The sequence below is a fragment of the Amycolatopsis orientalis genome (assembly GCF_000943515.2).
Classification (GTDB): domain Bacteria; phylum Actinomycetota; class Actinomycetes; order Mycobacteriales; family Pseudonocardiaceae; genus Amycolatopsis; species Amycolatopsis orientalis.
Map to the genome: position 1 here is coordinate 98,738 of NZ_CP016174.1, position 24,305 is coordinate 123,042.

20 protein-coding genes are annotated in these 24,305 nt (G+C 68.3%); 13 read left to right on the plus strand and 7 right to left on the minus strand.

Features of this window, described 5'->3' with window-relative positions; translation table 11 throughout:
• Positions 1–37: 37 nt before the first annotated feature.
• On the minus strand, positions 38–2,416 hold the full coding sequence (locus tag SD37_RS00440; RefSeq protein WP_083254846.1) for a transglycosylase domain-containing protein: 2,379 nt from the start codon (positions 2,414–2,416) through the stop codon (positions 38–40).
• 499 nt (positions 2,417–2,915) lie between these two features.
• Positions 2,916–3,329 carry a DUF5318 domain-containing protein gene (locus tag SD37_RS00445; protein ID WP_037307500.1) on the minus strand — a complete coding sequence of 138 codons (414 nt, stop codon included), beginning with the start codon at positions 3,327–3,329 and terminating at the stop codon, positions 2,916–2,918.
• 247 nt (positions 3,330–3,576) lie between these two features.
• Between SD37_RS00445 and SD37_RS00450 the strand changes: the two genes are divergently transcribed.
• The 5 genes from SD37_RS00450 to SD37_RS42430 all read left to right on the plus strand — a co-directional run bounded on the left by SD37_RS00450 (position 3,577) and on the right by SD37_RS42430 (position 8,004).
• A complete protein-coding gene (locus tag SD37_RS00450; protein ID WP_005168208.1) occupies positions 3,577–4,122 on the plus strand; it encodes a PadR family transcriptional regulator in 546 nt (181 codons plus the stop codon).
• 62 nt (positions 4,123–4,184) lie between these two features.
• Positions 4,185–5,267 carry an inositol-3-phosphate synthase gene (locus SD37_RS00455; RefSeq protein WP_044849462.1) on the plus strand — a complete coding sequence of 361 codons (1,083 nt, stop codon included), beginning with the start codon at positions 4,185–4,187 and terminating at the stop codon, positions 5,265–5,267.
• A gap of 173 nt (positions 5,268–5,440) precedes the next feature.
• Complete coding sequence (locus SD37_RS00460) at positions 5,441–5,761, plus strand: hypothetical protein (RefSeq protein ID WP_044849461.1); 321 nt, start codon at positions 5,441–5,443, stop codon at positions 5,759–5,761.
• Positions 5,761–7,476, plus strand: a complete 1,716-nt coding sequence (locus SD37_RS00465; protein WP_044849460.1) for an alpha/beta hydrolase — start codon at positions 5,761–5,763, stop codon at positions 7,474–7,476. The genes SD37_RS00460 and SD37_RS00465 overlap by 1 nt, the downstream gene beginning before the upstream one ends.
• A gap of 18 nt (positions 7,477–7,494) precedes the next feature.
• Positions 7,495–8,004 (plus strand): hypothetical protein, encoded by a 510-nt coding sequence (locus SD37_RS42430; protein ID WP_145926495.1) that lies wholly within the window; start codon positions 7,495–7,497, stop codon positions 8,002–8,004.
• A gap of 98 nt (positions 8,005–8,102) precedes the next feature.
• Here SD37_RS42430 and SD37_RS00470 read toward each other — a convergent pair whose 3' ends face one another.
• Positions 8,103–8,567 carry a hypothetical protein gene (locus tag SD37_RS00470; RefSeq protein ID WP_145926496.1) on the minus strand — a complete coding sequence of 155 codons (465 nt, stop codon included), beginning with the start codon at positions 8,565–8,567 and terminating at the stop codon, positions 8,103–8,105.
• 99 nt (positions 8,568–8,666) lie between these two features.
• Positions 8,667–9,311 (minus strand): HAD family hydrolase, encoded by a 645-nt coding sequence (locus SD37_RS00475; protein WP_044849458.1) that lies wholly within the window; start codon positions 9,309–9,311, stop codon positions 8,667–8,669.
• Positions 9,312–9,392: 81 nt separating this feature from the next.
• Here SD37_RS00475 and SD37_RS00480 point away from each other — a divergent pair, with 81 nt between their 5' ends.
• The 8 genes from SD37_RS00480 to SD37_RS00515 all read left to right on the plus strand — a co-directional run bounded on the left by SD37_RS00480 (position 9,393) and on the right by SD37_RS00515 (position 20,399).
• The gene (locus tag SD37_RS00480) at positions 9,393–9,851 is read left to right on the plus strand and encodes a MarR family winged helix-turn-helix transcriptional regulator (RefSeq protein ID WP_044849457.1); all 459 of its coding nucleotides are present in this window, start codon (positions 9,393–9,395) and stop codon (positions 9,849–9,851) included.
• Positions 9,841–11,058: an MFS transporter gene (locus tag SD37_RS00485; RefSeq protein ID WP_044849456.1), complete on the plus strand. Its 1,218-nt coding sequence runs from the start codon at positions 9,841–9,843 to the stop codon at positions 11,056–11,058. Before SD37_RS00480 ends, SD37_RS00485 begins: the two co-directional genes overlap by 11 nt.
• A gap of 99 nt (positions 11,059–11,157) precedes the next feature.
• Positions 11,158–13,212 carry a PhoX family protein gene (locus SD37_RS00490; protein ID WP_044849455.1) on the plus strand — a complete coding sequence of 685 codons (2,055 nt, stop codon included), beginning with the start codon at positions 11,158–11,160 and terminating at the stop codon, positions 13,210–13,212.
• A 180-nt stretch (positions 13,213–13,392) separates the two neighbouring features.
• Positions 13,393–15,495 carry a PhoX family protein gene (locus tag SD37_RS00495; RefSeq protein ID WP_065912731.1) on the plus strand — a complete coding sequence of 701 codons (2,103 nt, stop codon included), beginning with the start codon at positions 13,393–13,395 and terminating at the stop codon, positions 15,493–15,495.
• 133 nt (positions 15,496–15,628) lie between these two features.
• Entirely contained in the window at positions 15,629–17,263 is a 1,635-nt protein-coding gene (locus tag SD37_RS00500; RefSeq protein ID WP_044849453.1) for a DUF7850 domain-containing protein, read from the plus strand.
• A gap of 39 nt (positions 17,264–17,302) precedes the next feature.
• The gene (locus SD37_RS00505) at positions 17,303–17,920 is read left to right on the plus strand and encodes a class I SAM-dependent DNA methyltransferase (RefSeq protein WP_044849452.1); all 618 of its coding nucleotides are present in this window, start codon (positions 17,303–17,305) and stop codon (positions 17,918–17,920) included.
• 53 nt (positions 17,921–17,973) lie between these two features.
• Complete coding sequence (locus SD37_RS00510) at positions 17,974–19,698, plus strand: arabinofuranosyltransferase AftB family protein (RefSeq protein ID WP_044849451.1); 1,725 nt, start codon at positions 17,974–17,976, stop codon at positions 19,696–19,698.
• A gap of 14 nt (positions 19,699–19,712) precedes the next feature.
• Complete coding sequence (locus tag SD37_RS00515) at positions 19,713–20,399, plus strand: SDR family oxidoreductase (protein ID WP_044849450.1); 687 nt, start codon at positions 19,713–19,715, stop codon at positions 20,397–20,399.
• On the opposite strand, the gene SD37_RS00520 is transcribed toward SD37_RS00515, so the two are convergent.
• The 3 genes from SD37_RS00520 to SD37_RS00530 are packed head-to-tail and all read right to left on the minus strand — an operon-like array spanning position 20,396 to position 24,140.
• Positions 20,396–21,703, minus strand: a complete 1,308-nt coding sequence (locus tag SD37_RS00520) for an amidohydrolase family protein (protein ID WP_044849449.1) — start codon at positions 21,701–21,703, stop codon at positions 20,396–20,398. The two genes, SD37_RS00515 and SD37_RS00520, sit on opposite strands and share 4 nt — an antisense overlap.
• A gap of 14 nt (positions 21,704–21,717) precedes the next feature.
• Positions 21,718–22,368, minus strand: coding sequence for a response regulator (locus tag SD37_RS00525; protein WP_044849448.1), 651 nt, complete (start codon positions 22,366–22,368; stop codon positions 21,718–21,720).
• Entirely contained in the window at positions 22,365–24,140 is a 1,776-nt protein-coding gene (locus SD37_RS00530; protein ID WP_044849447.1) for a sensor histidine kinase, read from the minus strand. Before SD37_RS00530 ends, SD37_RS00525 begins: the two co-directional genes overlap by 4 nt.
• Between the last annotated feature and the right edge of the window lie 165 nt (positions 24,141–24,305).

A 24,305-nucleotide genomic window follows, 5' to 3' on the forward strand; every position in this document is an offset into this window, starting at 1 on the left:
GGCCCGGCACACCTTCTTCAGCCGTTCTGTCCGGTCATCACGGATCTTCGCCGTTGGGGAACAACGGGTCCGAAGTCCCCGGGCCAGGCCTGGTCCAGCTCGGCTTCGTCGGCTTGGTGGGTTTCGTCGGCGTCGTCTCCGTCGGCTCGGTGGGAGTCGTCGGGGTCGGGGTGGTCGTCGGCGTTTCGGGCGGCGTCGATGTCTCCGGCGCCTTCTGCACCGTGGTCGTCGGCACCGCGCGGGCGTCCTTGCCGATCGGCTTGACCTTGCCGAACTTCTCCGACGGTTTCCCGGTCAGGTACCGGGACATGAAGTCTTCCCAGATCGGGCCCGCGATCGTCCGGCCGTAGACCGGCTTGCCGCTCTTGTCGTGCAGCGGCTTGTTGCCGTCGCCGCCGACCCACACCGACGTCGAGATGGACGGCGTGTACCCCACCATCCAGGTCTGGGCGTTGCGGTCGCGGTAGCTCGCCGGGTCGCTGTCCTTGAAGTCGTACTGCTGCGTCCCGGTCTTGCCCGCGCAATCGTGGTTCGACGGGCACTTCAGCTTCGAGTACGGGATGACGTTCTCGAGCGCGTCCGTGACGTTGCCCGCGATCTGCTTGCTCTTGTCGGCGTCGTCGCTGAACGCGGGCGTGCCCTTGGGGGCCGTCTCGTCGAACTCGATCTCGTCCTGGGAGTTGGTCAGCTTGGCGACGAAGTGCTGCTTCTGCCGGATGCCTTCACCGGCGAAGGTGGCGAAACCGGCCGCCATGTCCTCCGCGGTGGTGACCGTGCCACCACCGCCGAGGGCGATGTTGATGTCGGGGCTCAGCTTCGCCTTGCCGCCGTCGGCCTCCACCATCACGCCGGCTTCCTTCGCGGCCTTCGCCACCGGGTCGATCTTCGTGACATTGCGGACCATGTCGTAGAACACGGTGTTCGCGGAGACCTTCATCGCCTCGGCGACCGTGCATTGCGGGCCGCAGTTGGAGCTTTCGCCCGCGTTCCGGATCGTGCGGCCGTCGAACTTCCGGTTGTTGGAGCCGTCGAATGTCTCGCCGAGCCCCTTGCCCATCTTGAGGAACGCGGTCAGGTCGAAGGCCTTGAACGCCGAACCGGGGTTGTGCGGCACGTTCGCCCAGTCGATGGCCTGGACGTCCTGGCCCTTGTCGTTCTTCGTCCAGTCCGGGCCGCCCCAATAGGCGACAACGCCGCCGGTCTTGGGATCGATCGCGACCAGCGCGTTCAGGATGTTCTCGTCCGTCTGGCCCTTCATCCCCTCGGCGACGGACTCCTCGGCCATCTTCTGCGCCTTGGGGTCGATCGTCGTGGTGATCTTGAACCCGCCCTGGTGCAGCCTGTCCTGGTCGTAGCCGCGGGCTTCGAGTTCGTCGATCACGCGGTTGCGGATGTGCAGGCTCAGGGTCCCGGCGTCGTCGGCCTTCGCCTGCGCCTTCGGGATCGGCTTCGGGAAGGTCGCGGCCGCGCGTTCGGGGGCGGACAGCCAGCCGTTCGCCACCATCTGGTCCATCACGAAGTTCCACCGCCTGGTGGCGTAAGCCTCGTTCTCGGACCGGCTCGGACCCTGGATCAGGCCGGCGAGCAGGGCCGCCTCGGACGCGCCGAGTTCCTTGGCCGGCTTCTTGAAGTAGGCCTGCGAGGCCGCTTCGATGCCGTTCGCGCCGCGGCCGAAGTAGATGGTGTTGAGGTAGGCGGTGATGATCTCCTCTTTGGACATCTGGTTGTTCATCTTGAAGGATTTGGCCAGCTCGGTCCATTTACGGGTGAGCGTCGGCGCCTCGTTGGCTGTGGCCTTCTTGATGTACTGCTGGGAGATCGTCGAACCGCCGCCTTGGCCACCGGTGAGGTTGTTGTAGACCGCGCGCAGGATGCCGCCGACGTCGAACCCGGAGTTCGTCTCGAACGACGAGTCTTCGGCGGCGTACACGGCGCGTTTCACCGCGTCCGGGATCTCCCCGGGCTGGAGCAGATACCGGCTGCCGCCGCTGGCGGGCGCGATCTTGCCCATCGGGCTGCCGTCGGCGTACATCAGCGTGATCGGCTGGCTCTGCTGACTCGCGACACTTTCCTGCGACGGGACGTCCACCAGGAAGTAGGTGATGACGAACGCGATCGCCGGGACCACGACGAACAGGCCGAACATCGCGTAGAGCACCCGGCGGATGATCCGCCAACGGCGCTTCTTGCGCTGCTTCGGCGTCAGGACCTTCTTCTTGGCGCCGTCTTCTTCCTCGGCGGGTTCGTCGTCGTGGGGATCTTCCCCCTCGGCGCCGAGTGCGACGCTCTCGTGACGATCGTCATAGCGATCGTCGTACGGGTCGTAGCCGTACGGGTCTTCGGTGCCGTTGTGGGCGTGATGCGTGATGAGGTCCGGCTCGCGCTCGTACGGTTCCGGTTCGACCGGGCGGACCATCGCGGTCGCCTGGTCGGCGGGAGCGGGCGGACGGCGGTTGCCGGGCGGAGGCGGCGGCGGGCGGTGGCCGACGGCGCCCTGCTGGGAGCGCTGCGCACCGGCGGGGCCTCGTGCTCCCGGCGGCGGGGGTCCCGGCCTGCGCGGGGGCATGCCGTTGGGCCGGCGCGCGGCCGCGGGACGGCGGGGCTCCTCGTCGGACGGCCATTCCGGGCCGCCACCGTCGCCGGCGGGCCACTGTGGGTCAGACGACCGGGGTTGCGGGGACCGTGGTGCGGCCGAACGCGGGGTGCCGTTCGGAGGTGTCCGGCGCTGGGGACGGCGCGGGGGTTCCTCGCCCGGCCAGCCGGGTCCGTCCTCTTCGCCCGGCCATTGGGCACGGCGAGGTGCATCAGGCTCCTGGCCGGGCCAGGAGCGGTTGCGTTCGTCGTTCACGAATGGGCCTCCCAGACCGGCGCTTCGGGGGACGCCGCTCTGTGCTCAACTGCGATTTCGATACCTGTCACTGACCCGCTGTCTTCCGTGACCGGGTCCGTGGGCGAGTGCTTCCCGGATCTCCCGTTCCGAGGACGAAGGACCGCACCAGGTGGTTCCAGTGACAGCTTCGGCAGACCTCGACCTCGTAGACGGTGAACTCCGCGAAGTGCCCGTCCATCCGCACCAGCTCGTCCGGCGTCTTGGCCGATCCGGCGACGTGCTTGAGCTCCTCGCCGTAGACCCACGACACCAGGGTCAGTTCCTCCCGATGACAGACCGGGCAGTCCTGCTCACCTGGTCGTCCGTGGAATTTCGCGGCCCGCAGGAGGTACGGACCCGCGTCGCAGACGTCGTATGTGCCGACCCGTCCGGAGTGGACGCCCTTCAGCAGCGCGCGCCGCTGTAAGGCGTAGTCCACGACCTGCCGCTGGTTTCGCACGCCAACAGAGTACGGGCTCTTGCTGTGTGGTCCACGCCCCGTTCTCGACCGGACGGTGCGTGCGCACCCGGACACGCCGACGATTCGATAACTCTCCGGTGAATTTCGGCTGGATCACCGACGCCCGATCGGGGTTAGCTACACCACTTCGATGTATCGGCGCGATATAGTGGGCCGGTAGGTTGACCGAGCCGGTCGCGGTGGCCAACGCGCCCGGTCGCGGTTTGTTCCCGGAAGGGGGTGCGGTGTGCTCGAGCTCGCGATCTTGGGGCTGCTGCACGAGACCCCCATGCACGGTTACGTGCTGCGCAAACGTTTGCATGAGACGCTCGGGATGTTCCGGACGTTCTCGTACGGCTCGCTGTACCCGACGCTGCGTCGGCTGCTTCGTGCCGGTTACCTCGTCGAGGAACTCGAAGAGGTGGAAGACCGGGCATGGGCACGCCGCGGCAAGCGTGTGTACAAGCTCACCGCCGAGGGCAAGGAGCGCTTCGCCGAACTACTCGGTGACGCCGGCCCGCAGACGTGGGACGACGAAGGCTTCGGCGTCCACCTGGCGTTCTTTTCGAGGACACCGGCCGACGTCAGGATGCGGATCCTGGAAGGCCGTCGTCGTCGGGTCGAGGAACGCCGAGAAGGACTTCGGACGGCAATGGCGCGGGCCGAGGAGAAGATCGACCGTTATACCCGCGAGCTGCACCGGCTCGGGCTGGAGTCCAGCGAGCGGGAGGTGCGCTGGCTCAACGAGCTGATCGCGCACGAACAGGCCGAGCAGCGCGGACCGGAGACCTGAGGCGCTCTCCGGGCCCGCTGGGTATTACCTACAACTGTTGGACGAATGAAGGAGAAACCGGCATGGGCGAGAACCGCCGCGTTCGGGTGGCCATCGTGGGCGTCGGCAACTGTGCGGCCTCGCTGGTCCAGGGCGTTCAGTACTACCGTGACGCAGATCCCAGCACTCGCGTGCCCGGTTTGATGCACGTCGTGTTCGGCGAGTACCACGTCCGCGACATCGAGTTCGTCGCCGCGTTCGACGTGGACGCCAAGAAGGTCAGCCGCGACCTGTCCGAGGCGATCTTCGCCAGCGAGAACAACACCATCAAGATCGCCGACGTGCCGCCCCTGGGCGTCACCGTGCAGCGCGGCCACACCTACGACGGGCTCGGCCGCTTCTACCGCGAGACCATCGAAGAGTCCGACGAGACTCCGGTCGACGTCGTCGCGGCGCTGCGCGAGGCCGAGGTCGACGTGCTCGTCTCGTACCTGCCCGTGGGCTCCGAAGAGGCCGACAAGTTCTACGCGCAGGCGTGCATCGACGCCGGTGTGGCGTTCGTCAACGCGCTGCCGGTGTTCATCGCCTCGGACCCCGAGTGGGCCGAGAAGTTCCGCGCGGCGGGCGTGCCGATCGTCGGCGACGACATCAAGTCCCAGGTCGGCGCCACCATCACGCACCGCGTGCTGGCGAAGCTGTTCGAGGACCGCGGCGTCCAGCTCGACCGGACCATGCAGCTCAACGTGGGCGGGAACATGGACTTCCTGAACATGAAGGAGCTGGAGCGGCTCGAGTCGAAGAAGATCTCGAAGACCCAGTCGGTCACTTCGCAGGTCGACCGCGAACTCGGCAAGGGCAACGTCCACATCGGCCCGTCGGACTACGTGCAGTGGCTCGACGACCGCAAGTGGGCCTACGTCCGGCTCGAAGGCCGCGCCTTCGGCGACGTGCCGCTGAACCTGGAGTACAAGCTCGAGGTGTGGGACTCGCCGAACTCGGCGGGCATCATCATCGACGCCGTGCGCGCCGCGAAGATCGCGAAGGACCGCGGCATCGGCGGCCCGATCCTGTCGGCTTCGTCCTACTTCATGAAGTCGCCGCCGGAGCAGTACGACGACTCCACCGCGCGCGACGAGGTCGAAAAGTTCATCGCCGGCGAGGCGTGACCTCCCTTTCCCTGACGTGAGCTGAAGGCTCCCTTCACCGCATGCGATGCGGTGAAGGGAGCCTTCGCTGCATCACATGCGGTGAAAGTCCCCTTCAGCCCATCTTGAGCAGTGCCGCTACCTGCTCTGTTCCCGTAGTGTGATCGTCTGACTACCAAGGGCGGGGAGGCCTCATGGTCGGTTATGACGTGGTGATCGAGAAGATCAGAGGGACTGGACAGGCGGCGACGCGGGTCGCGGACGCGCTGCGCGGGGCGAAGTGCTCCGCGGCCGTGCCGTCCGGAGATGCCGGTATGCCGGGGGCACGGTGCGTGGGCAAGCTCGGCGCGGTCAAGCAGGCATTGCGGGATCGCGAGCAGGCGTACGAGCGTCGTCTCGACGCGCACGCGGCGAACATGGCGAAGGCCGTGGACCTCTACAGCGGCCGCGAGGACGCCGCCACGGCGGAGCTGACCGTGCCGGTGCAGGCGACGGGTGGGCGGAAGCCGGTCTGATGGTCACCTGGGCTGAGGTCACGCGATGGGATCCCGGACCCCTGCAAACCGCGGTCGGTGAAATCAACGCCGCGTACAACAAGGTCGTCGTGTGCTCGGATGATCTGCGAGGTATCAACACGGCGGACGGCTGGCATGGTGAGGCGGCCACCGCCGCGGCGAGCGAGGTCGATCAGGTCATCGATGGCATGGAGGAGTACGCCGCCGAAGTGGCTTCGCTGCGTCGCAGCGCGGGGGACGTCGGGGACGCGATCAGTGGGGTCGTGAACGGCGTCAAGGAAGTCGAGGGGCTCGCCAGGGCACACCACTTCACCATCGGCGGTGACGGGGAGATCGTCGACAACGGACCGCCTCCGGAAACCGCGGACGGCGAGAAAGAAGCCGTCGCCCGCGAACGGGCGGCGATCGCGGCGGAACTGCGCGATCGTGTCGCCGAGGTACTCAAAAGCGCGACCGACATCGATGACGACTTCTGTTCCGTGCTCGACCGGATCGTGTCCGGACAGACCATCGACGCGACCGGTAACGACAACGAGAACACGTCGTTGGCGGCGGCCGGCAACTCCGGCGCCGTCATGGGGGCGCTCAGTATTCCCGCGCCCCCGCCCGAAGGAGCGACAGCGGCACAGAACGCCGCCTACTGGGCGACCTTGAGCGAAGCTCAGCGGACTCGGCTGGCCATGGATCGTCCGGAACTCGTCGGGCCACGGGACGGTTTCTCCGCGAAGCAACGCGATATCGCGAACCGTGGGCTGATCGGCCGTGAACGATCGCGTCTCCAAGCGGAGCGTGACGAGCTGCGGAAGAAGATCGCCGACTTCCGGCGAACCGGCGGTGGGGAGATCAAACTCAACGACCGGCGCGAGTTCGACGCCTTGACCGCCCGACTCGGCGAGTTGGACAAGAAGATCAAGGGCGTCGACAATCTCGACGCCATGCTCAAGCAGGACCCGGCGACGCCCGAAAACCAGAAGTACTACCTACTGGGCATCGACGGTCACGATGACGGTAAGGCCATCCTGGCGAAAGGGAACCCGGACACCACGGCCCATGTCGCGTCCTACGTTCCCGGTACGACCGCGGACCTTGCCACCTTCACCGACGAGGCCGCGAGAGGCGACGCGATGCACCAAGCGGCCATCGAGGCGGGCGGGCGCTCCACTTCGGTCATCACTTGGCTGGGATACGACGCGCCCGACACCCTGTCGAACGCCGGGAGCGAGAGTTACGCGGACAACGGTAAGCAGGCGTTCGACAAGTTCCAGGATGGCCTGCGGGAGAGTCACACCGGAGCCCCGTCCCACAGCACGGCCATTGGCCACAGCTATGGAACCACGCTCGTCGGGCACGCCGCACGAGACGGCGGCCTCGCCGTCGACGACATGGTTTTCGTGGCGAGTCCCGGTGTCGGTGTCGATTACGCGCACCAGCTGAATATCGCGCCCGATCATGTCTACTCGACCACGGCAGAGAAGGACGTCATCAACGTCACCAACTTCCCCCGTATGCCAGGAGGGGAAGGCATGCTCATCGATCCACTCGGACCCGACCCCATGGATCCGCAATTCGGCGGCAAGACCTTCGAATCGAATCGCGGAACCACGGCCGGTGGACCCGCCGAGTTGCCGAGCGTGGGAGCGCACGGGGAGTACTGGAAACAAGACAGCCCGTCTCTCCGAGGTATGGGCAAGATAGTCGCGGGGCGGCAACCGTGACCCAAGCCGGGAAGACGAATGAACAGAATTTCAGTTAAAGCCATCCTCGTGGTGGTCGTCGCGACGCTGTTGTCGACGGCCTGTGGGGTGGATGAACCTGAAGACGGAGGCAGCGTGGAACCGACGATCACGCTTGCGGACGCCGCTCGTAAGGTGGACGCCTACGCCGAGCAAGCTCGGGCGGCGCTGAACCCGCAGGCCAAGTTCGTGAACCCATACAAGAACTACGATTTCCCATGCTCCAACGCCGACGGCAGCCCGTCCCCGGACCGGCGGGACGCTCGCGTGAGTTACCAGCTTGAGGGTGTCACCCCGGAACAAGTACCGGCGTACTTTCAGAATATGCGATCTCTCCTGAAAAAGATCGGCTTCACCATTACTGATGATCAGAAAGGTGAATTTCTAGGCGCGAAGAATAATGTAGACGGTTTCACGATGGGATTGCAGGCCAATAATATCGGTGAAGTCTATCTCAAGGTTTCATCGCCCTGTGTGTGGCGCGACGGTACGCCCAAGCCGGGCAATTAGCGCGCAGGAGTATTCGCCGATCGCTCGAGACGAGGCCCCTGCTGTCAGGTTTGGGCGACGATCCTTGGTGATCATGCGGCGGGGGGACGAAGGGTGATCTACTTCGTGGTTGCGCGTTGCTGAGCCTCCTGGTGAAGATACTTGTACCGCGCAGTGGCGCGTCGATCCCGCTCGATATAACGAGCAATGATCGTCCGGCATTCGATCGTGTTCGTCCAGACGGGAATCGCCATAATTCCGGCAAGAACCAACCCGTAGGATTCGGCTGGCTTCGCAATGCTGATGATCAAGGCCATAATCAAGGCGAAAGAGGCGATACAGGTCGCCTTCAGGTGCTTCTCGTCCAACGCTTCTCGATCTGCTCGACTTACACCCGGTGTGGCCGTGAGCATGACGCGAATCTGCATCATGAGCAGAAGTGGTCCCGTGGCGAGAAGAAACGCGGCGCCCGAAGCCGGTTGACTCCCGAAAAGCAAGGCCGTGTAGATGCACATGAAGGCTAAAGAGGCCGCTACGCCGCGAGCGATCGCCTGACGTGTCGAATGCGGATTCTTGCGCGGCACGCTGACTCAGTCCTCGGCTTCGGCGTCGGCCCCGCGTAGCCCTGCTTGCGGGCGGTGCGGGCCACCGCGACGGTTAGTGTGGGTTCGCCATCATGCCGGTCAGGCATCGGGTAACGACGCCAAGGCCGCCGGCAGATCGGTGATCTTCTCGACCACTGTCGTCTCCGCCAGCACCGCGGGATCCGGCGGGAAATGCGGGTTCGGCACCGCGAACACCGTCATCCCCGCCGCCAGCGCGGCGCGAAGCCCGTTCGTCGTGTCCTCCACGGCCGCGCAGTTCTTCGGCTCCGCGCCCAGCAGCTCGGCCGCCTTCAGGTACACATCGGGCGCCGGTTTCCCCGCGCCGACCTGCTCCGACGACACCGCCGTCGGCACCGGTAGCCGCGTGATGTCCAGGAACGCCTTGATCAGCAGCGGCGGCGACGAACTCGCGATCGCCACCGGCCAGTGCTTCGCGACCTCGCGTACGACGTCCGGCCCGCCGGGGATGATCGGTGGCTTCTCCGCGTACCGGCGCGCCATGCGCTCGATCACCACCTGCGCGACGTCCGCCGGACGGAGCTGGACGCCCAGGTCGTGCGCCAGGTAGGCGGCCCATTCCGGGGTGCTCATCCCCTGCATGGCCCTGGTCGATTCGTCGCGCCAGGTGCCGTGGAACTCGTACGCGACCGCCCGTCGGACCTCGTCCCACATCTTTTCCGAATCCACCAGGACACCGTCGAGATCGAAGATCACCGCTTCCACACCACAACCCTAGAACGTCCGGGGAGATCTTGTGCGGCAGATTACTTAGCCATGCTCAGTATTTTTAGTTAGCATGGCTAAGTGACCACGACCGTCGCCGGCCTCGCGCATCGGCTCCGCCCGCTGGTCTTCCGGCTGTACTACCTCGTCCGCCGGGAGACCCCGCAGGTCCAGCTCACCCTCACCCAGGGCTCGGTGCTGTCGGAGCTGCTGAACGGCGGTCCGCGCCGGATGAGCACGCTCGCCGAGCTCGAACGGGTCCGGATGCCGACGATGACCGACGTCGTCCGCCGCCTCGAACGGCTGGGGCTGGTCAGCCGCCGTCCCGATCCCGCCGACGGCCGGGCGGTGCTCGTCGAGGTCACCGAGGTGGGGCAGCGCTTCCATCGGCGGCTGATCGTCGCCAGGGAGGAATTCCTCCGTGAACGGCTCCTCGGACTCGACGACGCCGATCGCGCCGCCATCGAAGCCGCGCTCCCCGCCCTCACCAGGTTGCTGCACGAAGACAAGAAGGAGGAACTGATCCGCGATGAGCGCTGAGCACCACTCGAGCCTGTTGGACGCCGTCAAGGGACAGCCCAAACAGGTATGGATCACCGCGTTCGCCGCGGTCATCGCGTTCATGGGGATCGGGCTGGTCGACCCGATCCTGCTGTCGATCGCCGAAGGCCTGCACGCGACGCCGTCCGAGGTGACGCTGCTGTTCTCCAGCTACCTCGGCGTCCAGGCGGTCGCCATGCTGGTGACCGGCGCGATGAGTGCCCGGTTCGGGGCCAAGCGGACCGTGGTCGCCGGGCTGACGCTGGTCGTCGTCGCCACCGCGCTCTGTGCCGCGTCCGGGTCGATCGAGCAGCTCATCGGGTTGCGCGCGATCTGGGGACTCGGCAACGCCTTCTTCATCGCGACGGCGCTTTCGGTGATCGTCGGCGCCGCGACCGGCGGCCAGGCGGGCGCGATCCTGCTGTACGAAGCCGCCCTCGGCGTCGGCCTCGCGGTCGGCCCGCTGCTGGGTGCCCTGCTGGGCAGCATCTCCTGGCGCGGCCCGTTCCTCGGCACCTCTCTCCTGATGCTGTGCGGACTCGTGCTGTGCTCGATCTTCCTGACCGGCGACGCCAAGGAGAAGCGGCCGAAGATCCGCCTGCTCGACCCGTTCCGCGCGCTGAAGCACGCCGGGCTGCTGCGCACGTCGATCGGTTCCGCGCTGTACACCGCCGCGTTCTTCGTGGTGCTGGCCTGGTCGCCGTTCGTGCTGGAGTGGAGCGCCGTCGCGGTCGGCCTCATCTTCTGCGGCTGGGGCCTTTCGGTCGCCGTCGCGGGTGTGGTGCTCGCGCCGAAACTCGCCGCGAAGCTCGGTGAGCGGCACGCGACCGTGGTCGCCGTCTTCGGCTACGCAGTACTGCTGCTGATCATGGCGATCCCGAGCAAGCCGGTCCTGGTGGTCGGCATCATCCTGTCGGGGCTGGTCTCCGGCCTGCTCAACACGCTCTTCACCGGGACGGCGATGTCCATCAGCGGCGCGCCGCGTCCGGTCGCGAGCGCGGGCTACAACTTCTGCCGCTGGCTCGGCGGCGCGGTCGCCGCGACCATCGTCGGTCACCTCGCCGAGTGGTTCGGGGCCAAGCAGGCGCCGTTCGTGATCGCCGCGGTCCTGTGCGTACTCGCCGGTGCGCTGCTGACGATCCGCGAGAAGTCCGCGGACCCGCACACCATCCCGGCCGAAGCGGTCCTCGTCGGCGAAGAGATGTAAATCGGAACAAAAGGTGAACACCGGACCAACGAGGGGTTTCCTCTCCTTGGTCCGGTGCCTTAGCGTCGGCCTCCCGAACTGCAAGATGCGGAGGTCCGCGTGAAGTTCCTTCCGTTGCTGGCCGGCCATTCACCAAGCCGGGCGTCAGTGACCTGTACTTACCGCTGTGGCGACGCGTGCTTCCACGACGCGCCGAACACCTCGGACAACCCCACCTTCGCCGAGGTGCTCGGTGAGGTGAGCCGCCGTGGCGCGCTGAAGGCGACTGCGGTCGTCGCGCTGGCCGCCGGTACGCCGCTCGCGCTCGCGGGGCCCGCGTCCGCCGCGCCGGAGGCGGAACCGGCGGGACGGCGCAAGCCGCCACCCGGCACCGACTACCAGCGGGTCCAGCCCAACACGCTCGACGCCGTCGTCGTGCCCGAGGGCTACCAGCAGGGCATCGTGATCCGCTGGGGTGACGCGGTGCTTCCGGGCGCGCCGGAGTTCGATTTCGACCACCAGACCGCCGAGGCGCAGGCGAAGCAGTTCGGCTACAACTGCGACTTCGCCGCGCTGCTCCCGCTGGACCATTCCGGTCTTTCCGCGCTTCTGGTCACGAACCACGAGTACACCTCCGAAGAGTTCATGTTCCGCGGCTACGACCGGAACAACCCGACCGAGGAGCAGGTCAAGATCGCCTGGGCGGCGCACGGGCTGACGGTCGTGCAGGTGACGCGCGGACGCGACACCGGCCATCTGCGGCCGAAGATGTCGCGCTACAACCGGCGCGTCACGCTGCACACCCCGTTCAAGGTCGCCGGTCCGGCCGCGGGCAGCGACCTGCTCAAGACCGCCGCCGACCCCACCGGCACGGTGGTCCTCGGCACGATGAACAACTGCGCCGGCGGCGTCACGCCGTGGGGCACGATCCTGTCCGGCGAGGAGAACATCAACCAGTACTTCGGGAACGCGGAAACGGTGACCGATCCCGTCAAGCGCAAGCGGTACGCGCGCTACGGCATCAAGGGCACCGCGACCACCCGGAAATGGGAGCGGTTCGACGCGCGCTGGGACATCGCCAGGGAGCCGAACGAGGCCCACCGCTTCGGCTGGGTGATCGAGCTGGACCCGAACGATCCGGACAGCACGCCGGTCAAGCACACGCACCTGGGCCGGTTCAAGCACGAGACGGCGAACATCCGCGTGGCCGACGACGGTCGCATCGTCGCCTACTCCGGTGACGACGAGCGCTTCGAGTACATCTACAAGTTCATCTCGAAGGGCCGCATGAAGCGGGGCGACAGCGCGCACGCCCGGCGGCACAACATGACCCTGCTCGACGACGGCACGCTCTACGTCGGCCGGTTCACCGGCGACAGCCCGGCCGCGGAGATCGACGGTACCGGCAAACTGCCGAGCGACGGCGAGTTCGACGGCAGCGGCGAATGGATCCCGCTGGCCTCCGGCAAGAAGTCCTTTGTGGACGGAATGACCGCCGAAGAGGTGTACGTGTTCACCCGCGAGGCCGCCGACCGGGTGGGCGCCACCAAGATGGACCGCCCGGAGGACATCCAGGCCCATCCGCGCACCGGCCGGATCTACTGCGCGCTGAGCAACAACGTCGAACGCGGCAACCCCGGCAAGGAGGGCGCCACCGAGCCCAACCCGCGGCTGAACAACAAGCACGGGCAGGTGCTGGAGTTCGAGGAGCACCGCGGGGACGCGCTCGCGTTGCGGTTCAGCTGGCGGCTGTTCCTGGTGTGCGGTGATCCGTCTTCGCCGGACACCTATTTCGCCGGGTTCCCCAAGGACCAGGTCTCGCCGATCTCCAGCCCGGACAACGTGGCCTTCGACCGGCACGGCAACCTGTGGATCTCCACCGACTCGGCCGGTGCGCTGGGCATCAACGACGGGCTGTACTCGGTGCCGCTGGAGGGCCGCAACCGCGGGGAACTCAAGTTGTTCCTCACCGTGCCCCGAGGCGCGGAGACCTGCGGTCCGATCGTCGAGCAGAAGATCGTCACGGTCTGTGTTCAGCATCCGGGTGAAGTGGACGGCGCCAGCGCCGACAAACCGGCCTCGCATTGGCCGGACGGTGGCGAAACCCAGCCGCGGCCCTCGGTGGTGGCCGTGTGGAAACCCGGTCGTCACGGGCTGTGTGACATCGGTTCTTAGTCGGTAAGCAACGTTCTAGCTGTACTTTTCGTCGATGGCGCGCGGCCGGTCCCGGCAGCGCGCCATCGCCCGTTCGCACGCTGTTCATCTGCTGGTCGGGACTGGATCGTTTTGGTCGCTTACCGTCACGGCGTTCCCCTGACCGGATTACGTGAACCCACCGCGAACCATGGAGGCCTTGTGTCCTTCGAGCCTCGGCGGCTCCTGCCGTTGATCACCTCCCACCCGGGTGGCCGCTCCGCGGTCACCTGCGAGTACCGCTGCGGCAACGCGTGCGCCCACCCCGAGCCCAACACCTCGGGCAACGAATACTTCGGCGACGTCGTCAAGGACATGCTGTCCCGTCGTGGCGCGCTGAAGGCCGGTGCCGTGATGGCCGCCGCCGCGGGTGGCTTCGCCGCGCTGTCCGGTACCGCCGCCGCCGCCGACCCCGCCGACGTCGCGGCCGCGGGTCACGGCAGGCCGGGCCGCCCCGGCCGTCCGGTGCCCGGCACCGACTTCGAGGCGGTCCCGCCGAACAAGCTCGACGCCGTCACCATCCCCGAGGGGTACGAGCAGCGTGTGGTCATCCGCTGGGGCGACGCCGTCGAACCGGGTGCGCCGAAGTTCGACTTCTTCAAGCAGACGGCGGCCGCGCAGGCCAAGCAGTTCGGCTACAACTGCGACTTCGTCGGCCTGATCCCGCAGGACCCGCTGGGCATCCGCAACCTGCTGGTGGTGAACCACGAGTACACCACCGAGACCCACATGTTCCCGGCCGACCAGTACGACCCGGCGAACCCGACCGAGGAGCAGGTCAAGATCGCTTGGGCGGCCCACGGTCTCTCGGTGGTCCAGGCCTTCCGTGACCCGATCGGCGGCGCGCTGCACGTCACGCCGAGCCGGTACAACCGCCGCATCACGCTGAACACCCCCTTCGAGGTGCGCGGCCCGGCCGCCGGTTCGAAGTACCTCAAGACCTCGGCGGACCCGGCGGGCCGCACCGTCCTCGGCACCCAGAACAACTGCGCCGGCGGCGTGACCCCTTGGGGCACCGTGCTTTCCGGTGAGGAGAACGTCAACCAGTACTTCGCCAACGCGGCGAGCGTCACCGACCCGGTCGTCGCCGCGCGGTTGAAGCGGTACAGCTTCTCCGGTGGCGCCAGCACCCGCAAGTGGGAGCGGTACGACAAGCGCTGGGACCTCGCGCAGGAGCCCAACGAGGCCAACCGCTTCGGCTGGGTCGTCGAGATCGACCCCAACGACCCGAACTCGACGCCGGTCAAGCACACCGCGCTCGGCCGGTTCAAGCACGAAGCGGCGAACATCAAGATCACCAAGGACGGCCGTGTCGCGGTCTACTCCGGTGACGACGAGCGGTTCGAATACATCTACAAGTTCGTCTCGAAGGGCAAGTACAAGCCGGGCGACAGCGCGCACGCGCGCCGCCACAACTCGGCGCTGCTCGACGAGGGCACGCTGTACGTCGGTCGCTTCACCGGAGACAGCCCGGCCGCCGAGATCGACGGCACCGGCAAACTGCCCGCGGACGGCGAATTCGACGGCGTCGGCGAGTGGATCCCGCTGGTTTCGGGCAACAAGTCCTTTGTGGACGGATTCACCGCCGAAGAGGTCTACGTCTTCACCCGGCTCGCGGCCGACAAGGTCCAGCCGACCAAAATGGACCGTCCCGAGGACATCCAGCCCAACCCGGTCAACGGCCGGATCTACGCGGCGCTGACCAACAACAGCCAGCGTGGTCCCGCCGGCAAGGCGGACGTCGACGAGGCGAACCCGCGGCCGAACAACCGCAACGGGCACATCCTGGAGTGGGACGAGGACGGCGGTGACGCCGCGTCGACGAAGTTCTCCTGGCGCCTGCTGCTCGTCTGCGGTGACCCGAAGACCGCGGACACCTACTTCGGCGGCTTCCCGAAGGACCAGGTCAGCCCGATCTCCTGCCCGGACAACGTGGCGTTCGACCGGTACGGGAACCTGTGGATCTCCACCGACGGCAACGCGCTCGGCGCCAACGACGGCCTGTTCTCCGTGCCGGTCGACGGTCCGGAGCGCGGGCACGTCAAGCAGTTCCTCTCGGTGCCGGTCGGCGCGGAGACCTGTGGCCCGGTGGTGACCGATCACCTGGTGCTCGTCGCCGTGCAGCACCCCGGTGAGGACGCGCCCTCCTCCGCGAACCCGACGTCGCACTGGCCGGACGGCGGCACGTCGCAGCCGCGGCCGTCGATCGTTTCGGTCTGGAAGAAGGGCCGCTGGGGCCAGGTCGGCCGCATCGGCGTCAAGTAGCGGCGACCGGCGCCCCGATCACTCTCGGCAAGACACCTTCTGCCTGATCGGGGCGCCGGTCGACACCGTTCAGCGATTACGGAACGGCGCCGCGCTCGCTAGCTTCAGCCCTGTGAAAAGGGCACTGGTGTTGATGACGGCCGGAGCGCTCCTGCTGGGTACGGGCGCTTTTCCCGCGCGGGCGCAGGCTCCGGCCGTCCCGCCGGGCTGCACCGGCGGTGTCGCGCCGAACCCGAGTGTGGAGGAAGGCAGCCCGCCCGCCGGGTACACCTTCAACCCCGCCGCCCCGGTGCCCGCCGGCACGCCGCGCAGCGAACGGCCCAAGCTGTCCACCACCGGCGGCTACCAGCAGGACGGCGGGAAGTACGCGCTGATCGCGACGCCGGACAAGATGGTCAGCACCGCCTACGCGGCGATGAAGTTCGTGCCCGGCGGCGTCTACACGCTCACCGACTGGACCGGTACGAACGACGGCAACCTCCGCCGCGGGGACGCCGTCCAGGAAACGGGACTGCGGTTCTTCACCGCGGCGAACAAGGTCGTCCTGGAGAACAAGCGCAAGGTCGAGCACGCCGTCGAGGCCGACGGGAAACTCGCCCGCCAGGACTTTCCGCCGTCGACGGCCCCGCCGACGGCGACCTCGGTGAAGTTCTTCGCCGCCACCGACCGCAACTGGGTCATGTGGGACTGCGTCGTCCTGCGGGTGGCGTCGTACTCGGTGAAGGCGGAGGTGCGGGATCCGGCGAGCGGCGCGTGGGGAGCCACCGCCACCGTCGAGGCGGGCACCACGGCGAACTTCCGGTTCACGCTGACCAACGACGGCACCGACACCCTGACCGACATCAAGGTCGACGACCCGTACTGCGACGTGAAACCCGCCCCGATCGCGAGTCTCGACGGCGGCAAGTCCACGACGATCACCTGCGACCACGCGAACGTCACCGAGGCCGACAACGGCCGCGTCGGCACGGTGACCGTCTCCGGCGCGAAGTACCCGGGCGGCACGCTGCCGCAGAAGACCGCGACGACCACGCTCAAGGTCACCCCGCCGCCCGCGATCGACGAGATCGGCGAGTTCGTCTGGAACGACGTCGACCGGAACGGCCTGCAGGACGCCGGTGAGCCGGGCGTCGCCGGGGTGAAGGTGACGTTGAAGGACGCTTCGGGCACGGCGCTGGGCACCCTCACCACGGACGCCGCCGGCAAGTACCGGTTCGCCAAGCTGAAGGATGGCATCTACCAGGTCTGCTTCGACATCGGCGCGCTTCCGCCCGAGTTCGCGGGCTATACCTTCACCACGAAGGACGCGGGCGACGACGCGAAGGATTCCGACGCCGACCCGGCGAACGGCTGCACCGCGACCACCGCGGTCGGCCCGCGGAAACGCCAGGATCCGACGCTCGCCGCGGGGCTGGTCGCGCCCGTGAGCAGGATGGGCGACTTCGTCTGGCTGGACAAGGATCAGGACGGTCTTCAGTCTCGTGACGAGATCGGCGTCCCGGACCTGAAGGTGACGCTGAAGGACGCGGACGGCAAGGCCGTCGCTTCGGCCGTGACCGGACCGGACGGGCGGTACGCCTTCGAGGGCGTGCGCACGGGTTCGTACCAGGTCTGCTTCGACCCCGGCTCCCGGCGGCTGACCAGGTCCGGTGCCGCGCGGTACGACGGCACCGATTCGGCGGCGGACCCAGTGACAGGCTGCACCCCGGTGACCAGGCTCGGCGCGCAGGAGGATCTGACCAGGGACGCCGGGCTGATCGAGCCGTAAGCCTCGAACTGTCGGTGGGTGCCGCTAGCGTCGCCCACCGTGACCTCACATCTCGACGCCACCCGCGAGTCCTACGACACCGTCGCCGAGGACTACGCCGTCACCGTCCGGCCGCTCTTCGACCAGGACCCGCTCGGCCGCGCGATGCTGGCCGCGTTCGCCGAAAAGGTGCGTGGACCGGTCGCCGACGTCGGCTGTGGGCCGGGGCATGTCACCGCCCACCTGGCTTCGCTCGGACTCGACGTCTCCGGTGTCGACTTGTCGCCGAAAATGATCGAACTCGCTCGTCGTCAGTACCCGGACCTGCGGTTCGACGTCGGTTCGATGACCGCGCTCGACGTCCCCGACGGCTCGCTGGGCGGCCTCGTCGCCTGGTGGTCGATCTTCCACCTGCCGCCGGAGACGCTTCCGGCGGTGTTCGCCGGGTTCCGCCGGACGCTCGTGATCGGCGGGCGGCTGCTGATCGGCTTCCACGCCGGTGACGAGCGCCTGAGCCCCGAAAGGGCATACGGCCACCCCGTCAGCTACGACGCCTACCTCCTGCGGCCGGAGTGGGTCGCCGAGCTGCTCGGCCAGGCGGGATTCGAGGTCACCGCGCGGCTGACCATGGCCGGGAAGAAGCGGCCGCAAGCCTGTCTGCACGCCCGCGCGGTTTGACGCGCGGGCGGCGGACCTGATTCCCTGCGCACGCAACCGAGTCGGGCGGGGCCATGACGCAGACGAGTACGACCGCGGGCGAGAGCACCCCCGCGTGGCCTTCGCGTGCCTGGTCCCTCCGGCCGTCGACCTGGACGTGGTTCGGGTTCGGTCTGGTTCTGGTGGTCTACGCCGATCTCGCGTGGCGCCGCCGCTGGATGAGTGACGACGGGCTCATCGTGCTGCGGACGGTCCGCCAGATCCTCGCGGGCAACGGGCCGGTGTTCAACATCGGCGAGCGGGTCGAGACCAATACCAGTCCTTTGTGGACGGCGATACTGAGCGTGCTCGGCCTGCTGCCGGGAGTGCCGCTGGAGTGGATCTCCGTGGTCACCGGACTGGTCTTCTCGGTCGCCGGGCTGTTCTTCGGCCTGGACGGTGCCCGGCGGCTCTATCAGCCGCTGGCGTTTCCCGGCCTCGCACCCGCCGGTGCCTTGGTGGTGTGCGCGTTGCCGCCGTTCCGCGACTTCGCGACGTCCGGGCTGGAAACCGGCCTGATCACCCTGTGGCTGGGCGGCACCTGGTGGGCGCTCGTGCGTCGTACGTCCACAGTGGACGGTCTGTGGACCTGGCCGGTCGCCGTCGTCGCCGGACTGGGGCCGCTGGTGCGTCCGGATCTCGCGCTCTTCAGCGGTGTCGCTTTGGCGGCCTTGCTCTTCCTCCTGCGGCCGGGACTCCGTCGTGCGCTGGGCCTGCTGGCCGCGGCGGCCGCGCTCCCGTTGGCGTATCAAGTGTTCCGGATGGGCTACTACGGCCTGCTGACTCCGAACACCGCACTGGTCAAGGAGGCGTCGGAGGCGAACTGGGCTCGCGGCTGGGCGTACCTCGTCGATCTCGTCCAGCCGTATTGGCTCCTGCTTCCGGTTCTGCTGCTCGCCGCCGCTGTCCTCACCGTGTCGTCCACTATGGACAGAACGTTCGTGGTACTGACGGCGGTCCCGCTCGTCGGCGCGATGGTGCTCTCCCTGTACGTGGTCAGGGTCGGTGGCGATTTCATGCACGGGCGCATGCTGCTCCCGGCACTGTTCTGCCTGCTACTACCCGTGCTGGCGGTGCCGGTGACGAGGGTGACCGTGGCGTTCCTGGTCGGCGTCGGCTGCTGGGCGTTCGTGGCCGCGACGTCGCTCCGCCCGGCGCACACCGCCGCGCCGCGGGCCGTCGGCGTCACCGACGAGCGGTCGTACTGGTCGCGAGCGACCGGGCACGAACATCCGCTCCTGGCCGTGGATTACGCCGCTCATCCGGCGATGCCGCCGGCGCTGGAGGCCGTCCGCGGCGTCGCGGGGCCCGCGGTGCTGATCCAGGACTACGCGACCAGGCGCTGGTACGCGTACCCGACGAACAGGCCGTACGTGACCGTCGCCGCGGACAGCATGGGCGCGCTCGGCCTGCTGATCCCGCTCGACGTGCGGCTGCGTGACGGTTACGGCCTCGCCAACCCGTTCGCCGCGCATTCGACGTCACTCCCCGACGGCAGGCCCGGGCACCAGAAATGGCTGTCCCCGGTCTGGGAACTGGCGAATTCGGCGCGGCTCCCGATCATCGAGGGCGGCCCGGCCCGCGCCGGCGACGTCGCCGCCGCGCGACAGGTGCTGGACTGCCCGAAGATCGTGGAGATCGACGCGTCCGTACGGGATCCGCTGACGGCGGGACGGTTCGCGGACAACCTCGTCGGGTCGTTCACCCGTGGCTCCGTGCGGTTCCCCCGGGTCGCGTCACCGCCGGTCGACTGCGGGTGACTAGCGTGACGCCCATGGCTGATCTTCCCCTCGCTCTCGTCACCGGCGCCACCCGTGGGATCGGCGCCGCGGTCGCGCGCGCCCTCGCCCCCACCCACCGCCTGCTGCTCGGTGGCCGCGACGCGGGCGCGCTCGGCGAACTCGCCGGTACGCTGCCCGACGCGCGGCCGTGGCCGATCGACCTCACCGACACCGAGACGCTGGAAGCGGCGACCGCCGAGTTCGGCGAGCTGGACGTGCTGGTGCACTCGGCCGGTGTCGCGCGGCTCGGCAAGATCGAAGCCGCCACCGACGCCGACTGGCGGGCCAACTTCGAGGTCAACGTGCTCGGGGTGGTCACGCTGACCAGGCAGCTGCTGCCCGCGTTGCGCGCCGCGAAGGGGCACGTCGTCGTGATCAACTCGGGTGCCGGGCAGAACGCGCGTCCGGGCTGGGGCCCGTACGCGGCGAGCAAGTTCGCCGTCCGCGCCTTCGCCGACGCGTTGCGCGAAGAGGAGTCCGCCCTGCGGGTGACGTCGATCTACCCCGGCCGCACGGACACCGAGATGCAGCAGGCGATCATCGCCGACGAAGGACGCGCGTACGAGCCGGAACGCTTCCTGCGTCCCGAATCCGTCGCGGCCGCCGTGGTCGCCGCCGTCACCGCCACCGGTGACGCCCATCCGACGGAAGTGACCCTGCGGCCACGAGGACTGGTCTAGGAACGCAGGCGGGCGGAGGTTTCGGCGACTTCGGCCTGCACCTTCGCGCGGTCCACCCGCAGGGATTCGCCGTCGCCGACGACCTGCTCGCCAGCCACCCACACGTCACGCACCCGGCGCGAACCCGCCGCCCACACCAGATTCGAGAGCAGCTGCTCGTCCGGGACGTCCAGTCCGGCGGCGAAGGCCGGGTCGTCGAGGTCGACGTGCACCAGATCCGCCCAGCGGCCGGTCTCCAGCGCGCCGATGTCGGTCCGGCCGAGCGCGTCCGCGCCGCCGCGGGTGCCGAGCAGGAACGCGTCGGCCGCGGTCAGCACGGTCGAGTCGCCGGTCGCGAGCCTCGCGAACATCGCCGAGAGCTGCAGCTCCTCCCACAGGTCGATGTCGTCGTTCGACGCCGGGCCGTCCGTGCCCAGGCCGACGGCGACGCCCGCCTTCCGCAGCTCCGTGACCCGCGCGATGCCCGAAGCGAGCTTCGCGTTCGAGCCCGGGCAGTGCGCCATCCCGACCCCGCGCGCGGCGAAGAGCGCGATGTCCTCGTCGGAAAGGTGGATGGCGTGCGCGGCCAGCGTGCGGCCCCGCAGCATCCCGACCTTCTCCAGCAGCGCGGGCACCGAGCCGTGCTCTTCGCGCTGCTTGACGTCTTCGAGTGCCGCCTCGGCCACGTGGATCTGCACCAGCGCGCCCCGCTCGGCCGCCGATTCCGCGGTCGCGCGCAGTGCTTCGGCGTTCAGCATGTACGCCGAGTGCGGCCCATAGCCGATCTCGATCCGCTCGCCGGGGCCGAACCGGAGACCGTCGGTGTCGATCCAGCGTTCGATGCCCTGGAGCATCGCGCGCCAGTCCATCCCCGGCAGTTCCATGATCGGCGGGCCCAGGAGCACGCGACCACCGGTGGTGAGCACCGCGTCGGCGAGCTGTTCGCCTTCGAAGTACATCTCCGCGCTGGTCGTGACGCCGTGCCGCAGCATCTCGACCGAGCCCAGCACCATGCCGGTGCGGATGTCGGCGGGCTTCAGCTTCGCCTCGGTCGGCCAGATGATCTCGGTCAGCCAGCGCAGCAGCGGCAGGTCGCCGCCCATCCCGCGCAGCAGCGTCATCGGGCTGTGCGCGTGCGCGTTGATCAGGCCGGGCAGGAGGATGCCGCTCAACCGGGTCACGGGAGCGGAGGTTTCGGGAGCCCCGGATGCGGGACCGACATGGGCGATACGTCCCGTCTCGTCCACGTCGACCACGGCGTCACGCAGCAACGAGCAAGCGGGGTCGGCGGGAAGAACGACAGGAGCGTGGAAACGGCGTTGCATGGAAAGAGCTTAGGTCAGTCGACGACGCCGCTCCGCCACGCCCAGGCCGCGATCTCCACCCGGTTCCGCGCACCGATCTTGCCCTGCACCGAGGCCAGATGCGTTTTGACCGTGGACAGCGACAGGAACAGCTCGGCGCCGATCTCGGTGTTCGTCAGCCCCTTGGCGGCGGCCTTGACCACGTCCAGCTCCCGTGCGGTCAGCGGCTCCGAAGGCGGGCTGACGTCGCGTTTCACCATCCCGCCGTCGAAGTGCTTCAGCAGCCGGACGGTGATCTGCGGCGAGACCAGCGCGTCCCCGCGGGCGGCCGCGCGCACGGCCTCGATCAGCAGCGCGGGGCCGGCGTCCTTCAGCAGGAACCCGCTCGCGCCGTTCCGCAGCGCGGTGTGCACGTACTCGTCCAGATCGAACGTCGTGACCACCACGACCTTCAGCGGGTCGGTGACGTCCGGCCCGGCCAGCTGCTTGGTGACCTCGAGTCCGTCGATCCCGGGCATGCGGATGTCCAGCAGGCAGACGTCCGGCCGCAGTTCGCGCGCCTTCGCGACCGCCGAGACGCCGTCCGCGACGTCGGCGACCACCTCGATGTCGTCCTGTGCGTCCAGGATCATCCGGAAGCCGATCCGCACCATGTCCTGGTCGTCGGCGATCAGTACCCGGATCACTCTTCTCCTTCAAGTGGTAGCCACGCTTCGACGCGCCAGCCGCCGCCCGGCACACGTCCGGCGGAGAGCCGGCCGTGCAGCAGGGCGACGCGTTCGCGCATGCCGATCAGACCGTATCCGCCCGACCCGCCCGCCGGACGGCCCTGGGGTTCGCGTCCGTCGTCGGTCACCTGGAGGTGCAGTTGCCCGTCGGACACCTCGGCGATGACCAGCGCCTCCTTCGCGCCGGACGCGTGCTTGCCGATATTGGTCAGCGACTCCTGGACCAGCCGCAACGCCGACCGCCCCACCTCGTGCGGCACGTTCGACGGCAGGTCGAGCTTCATCGACGTCTCCACGCCGTGGTTCGACCGTTCGATCAGGGTCCGCAGGTCGGCGGCGAGATCGGTGGTGGCCTGTTCGCTGAACTCGCTGCTCCCGGCCGGGGCGTCGCCGCGCATGCTCCGCACGAGCCGCCGCATCGCCGCGAGCGCCTCCACCCCGGCGTCCTCGATCCGGCCCATCGCCTCGACCGCGACCTGCGGATTCGTCTCCCCCATCATCTTCGCCGCCTGCGCCTGCACGACGATCCCGGTCACGTGATGGGCGACGACGTCGTGCAGTTCCCGCGCGAGCGCCATCCGTTCCGACGTCTGCGCGTCGCTGATCGCCGACTGGATGACCTGCGTGCGCTCCGAATCCCGCGAACGCAGCGCCAGGCCGATCGCCACCGAGATGCCGAGCAGCAGCAGTCCGGCGATCGCGAATCCGGCGATGTCGTCGGGATCGGTCATCAGCCGGGGACTCGGCCGCCTGGTGTTGAGAACGCAGGCGAGCGTCACCACCCCGGTCATCCCCGCGAGCCGTGAGAGGGACTTGCCGAGCCCGATCGCGCGGACCAGCGTGACGATCGCGCCCATTCCCGCGACGACCTGCGTTCCCGGCACGCCGCCCGGCGTCGCGTATTCGTAGCCGAGCCGGAGGAACGGCGTCACCAGCGCGGACAGCAACATGACGGCGGTGAGCCCGATCATCGCGTCGGCGGGCCTTCGCGGCGCGGCGACCGCGATGACCGCCGCGACGATCGAGCAGACCAGGATGGGGAAGCCGTGCGCCCCGCTGGCGTAGGTGAAGCCGAATTCCACGATCAGCGCGACGGACAGCATGCCGATCAGCGGCCATTGGCCCAGCACCAGCTTGTTGATCTTCTGCAGCTTCTCGTAGCTCTTCGGGTTCGCCGTGCGATCGCGTCCGGGAAGTGCGAAGACCAGCGTCCCGCCGAGCAGGATCCCGCCGAAAAGCATCGCCTGTGCCAGGGTGCCGTTCGAGGTGCTGCCGTAGTAGTAGCGGCCAGAAACCGCGGTCAGGGTCGCCATCACCAGCCCGGTGATCACGGCGAACGCGACCCCCGGCCGCGTCCGGCGCGCCGCGTAGAACAGCACCTCCACCCCGGCCACCACCTCGGTGATGGACAGGTGGGCGAGCACGCTCGAGTAGGTCGGGATGTCGAAGTACCGGACGACCAGCGTGTAGGCCACCAGCACCACCGACGCGGCGACAGCGGCGACGGCCGCCCGTTTCTGCGCCCAGAGCGCGCAGAACACCATCGCGAAGATGCCGGGGAACAGCAGAAGGTCGATGCCGCGGGGGCCCGTGTTGTCGAACGCGGCGTCGGTGATGAAGAGCAGGTCGAACGCGAGTGCGGCCAGCAGTACGGCCGCGGGCATGCCGATCCGGCGCACGAGGGTGCTCGCGCGTGCGTAGAACTTGTTCTGGGATGGACCTGCTGTCACACCGTGACGGTAGAGGATCCGCCGCCGTCCGCACCTTGGCCGACCGGTCCGACGTGGGTCGGCCGATCGGCCGATGCGGCGATGATCAGCACTGGCCGTCTGCCCGAAGTGGACACGAGCCCTTCGAAGCGAAGCTCTTCCCCGAAGCAGAACACCAAGTGACTG

Bases quoted from the DNA above. Each gene is read 5' to 3' on its own strand.
- SD37_RS00440 (WP_083254846.1), bottom strand. From the start codon at position 2,416: ATGGTCCGCCCGGTCGAACCGGAACCGTACGAGCGCGAGCCGGACCTC.
- SD37_RS00455 (WP_044849462.1), top strand. From the start codon at position 4,185: ATGGGCGAGAACCGCCGCGTTCGGGTGGCCATCGTGGGCGTCGGCAAC.
- SD37_RS00460 (WP_044849461.1), top strand. From the start codon at position 5,441: ATGGTCGGTTATGACGTGGTGATCGAGAAGATCAGAGGGACTGGACAG.
- SD37_RS00465 (WP_044849460.1), top strand. From the start codon at position 5,761: ATGGTCACCTGGGCTGAGGTCACGCGATGGGATCCCGGACCCCTGCAA.
- SD37_RS42430 (WP_145926495.1), top strand. From the start codon at position 7,495: ATGAACAGAATTTCAGTTAAAGCCATCCTCGTGGTGGTCGTCGCGACG.
- SD37_RS00485 (WP_044849456.1), top strand. From the start codon at position 9,841: ATGAGCGCTGAGCACCACTCGAGCCTGTTGGACGCCGTCAAGGGACAG.
- SD37_RS00500 (WP_044849453.1), top strand. From the start codon at position 15,629: ATGACGGCCGGAGCGCTCCTGCTGGGTACGGGCGCTTTTCCCGCGCGG.
- SD37_RS00510 (WP_044849451.1), top strand. From the start codon at position 17,974: ATGACGCAGACGAGTACGACCGCGGGCGAGAGCACCCCCGCGTGGCCT.
- SD37_RS00515 (WP_044849450.1), top strand. From the start codon at position 19,713: ATGGCTGATCTTCCCCTCGCTCTCGTCACCGGCGCCACCCGTGGGATC.
- SD37_RS00520 (WP_044849449.1), bottom strand. From the start codon at position 21,703: ATGCAACGCCGTTTCCACGCTCCTGTCGTTCTTCCCGCCGACCCCGCT.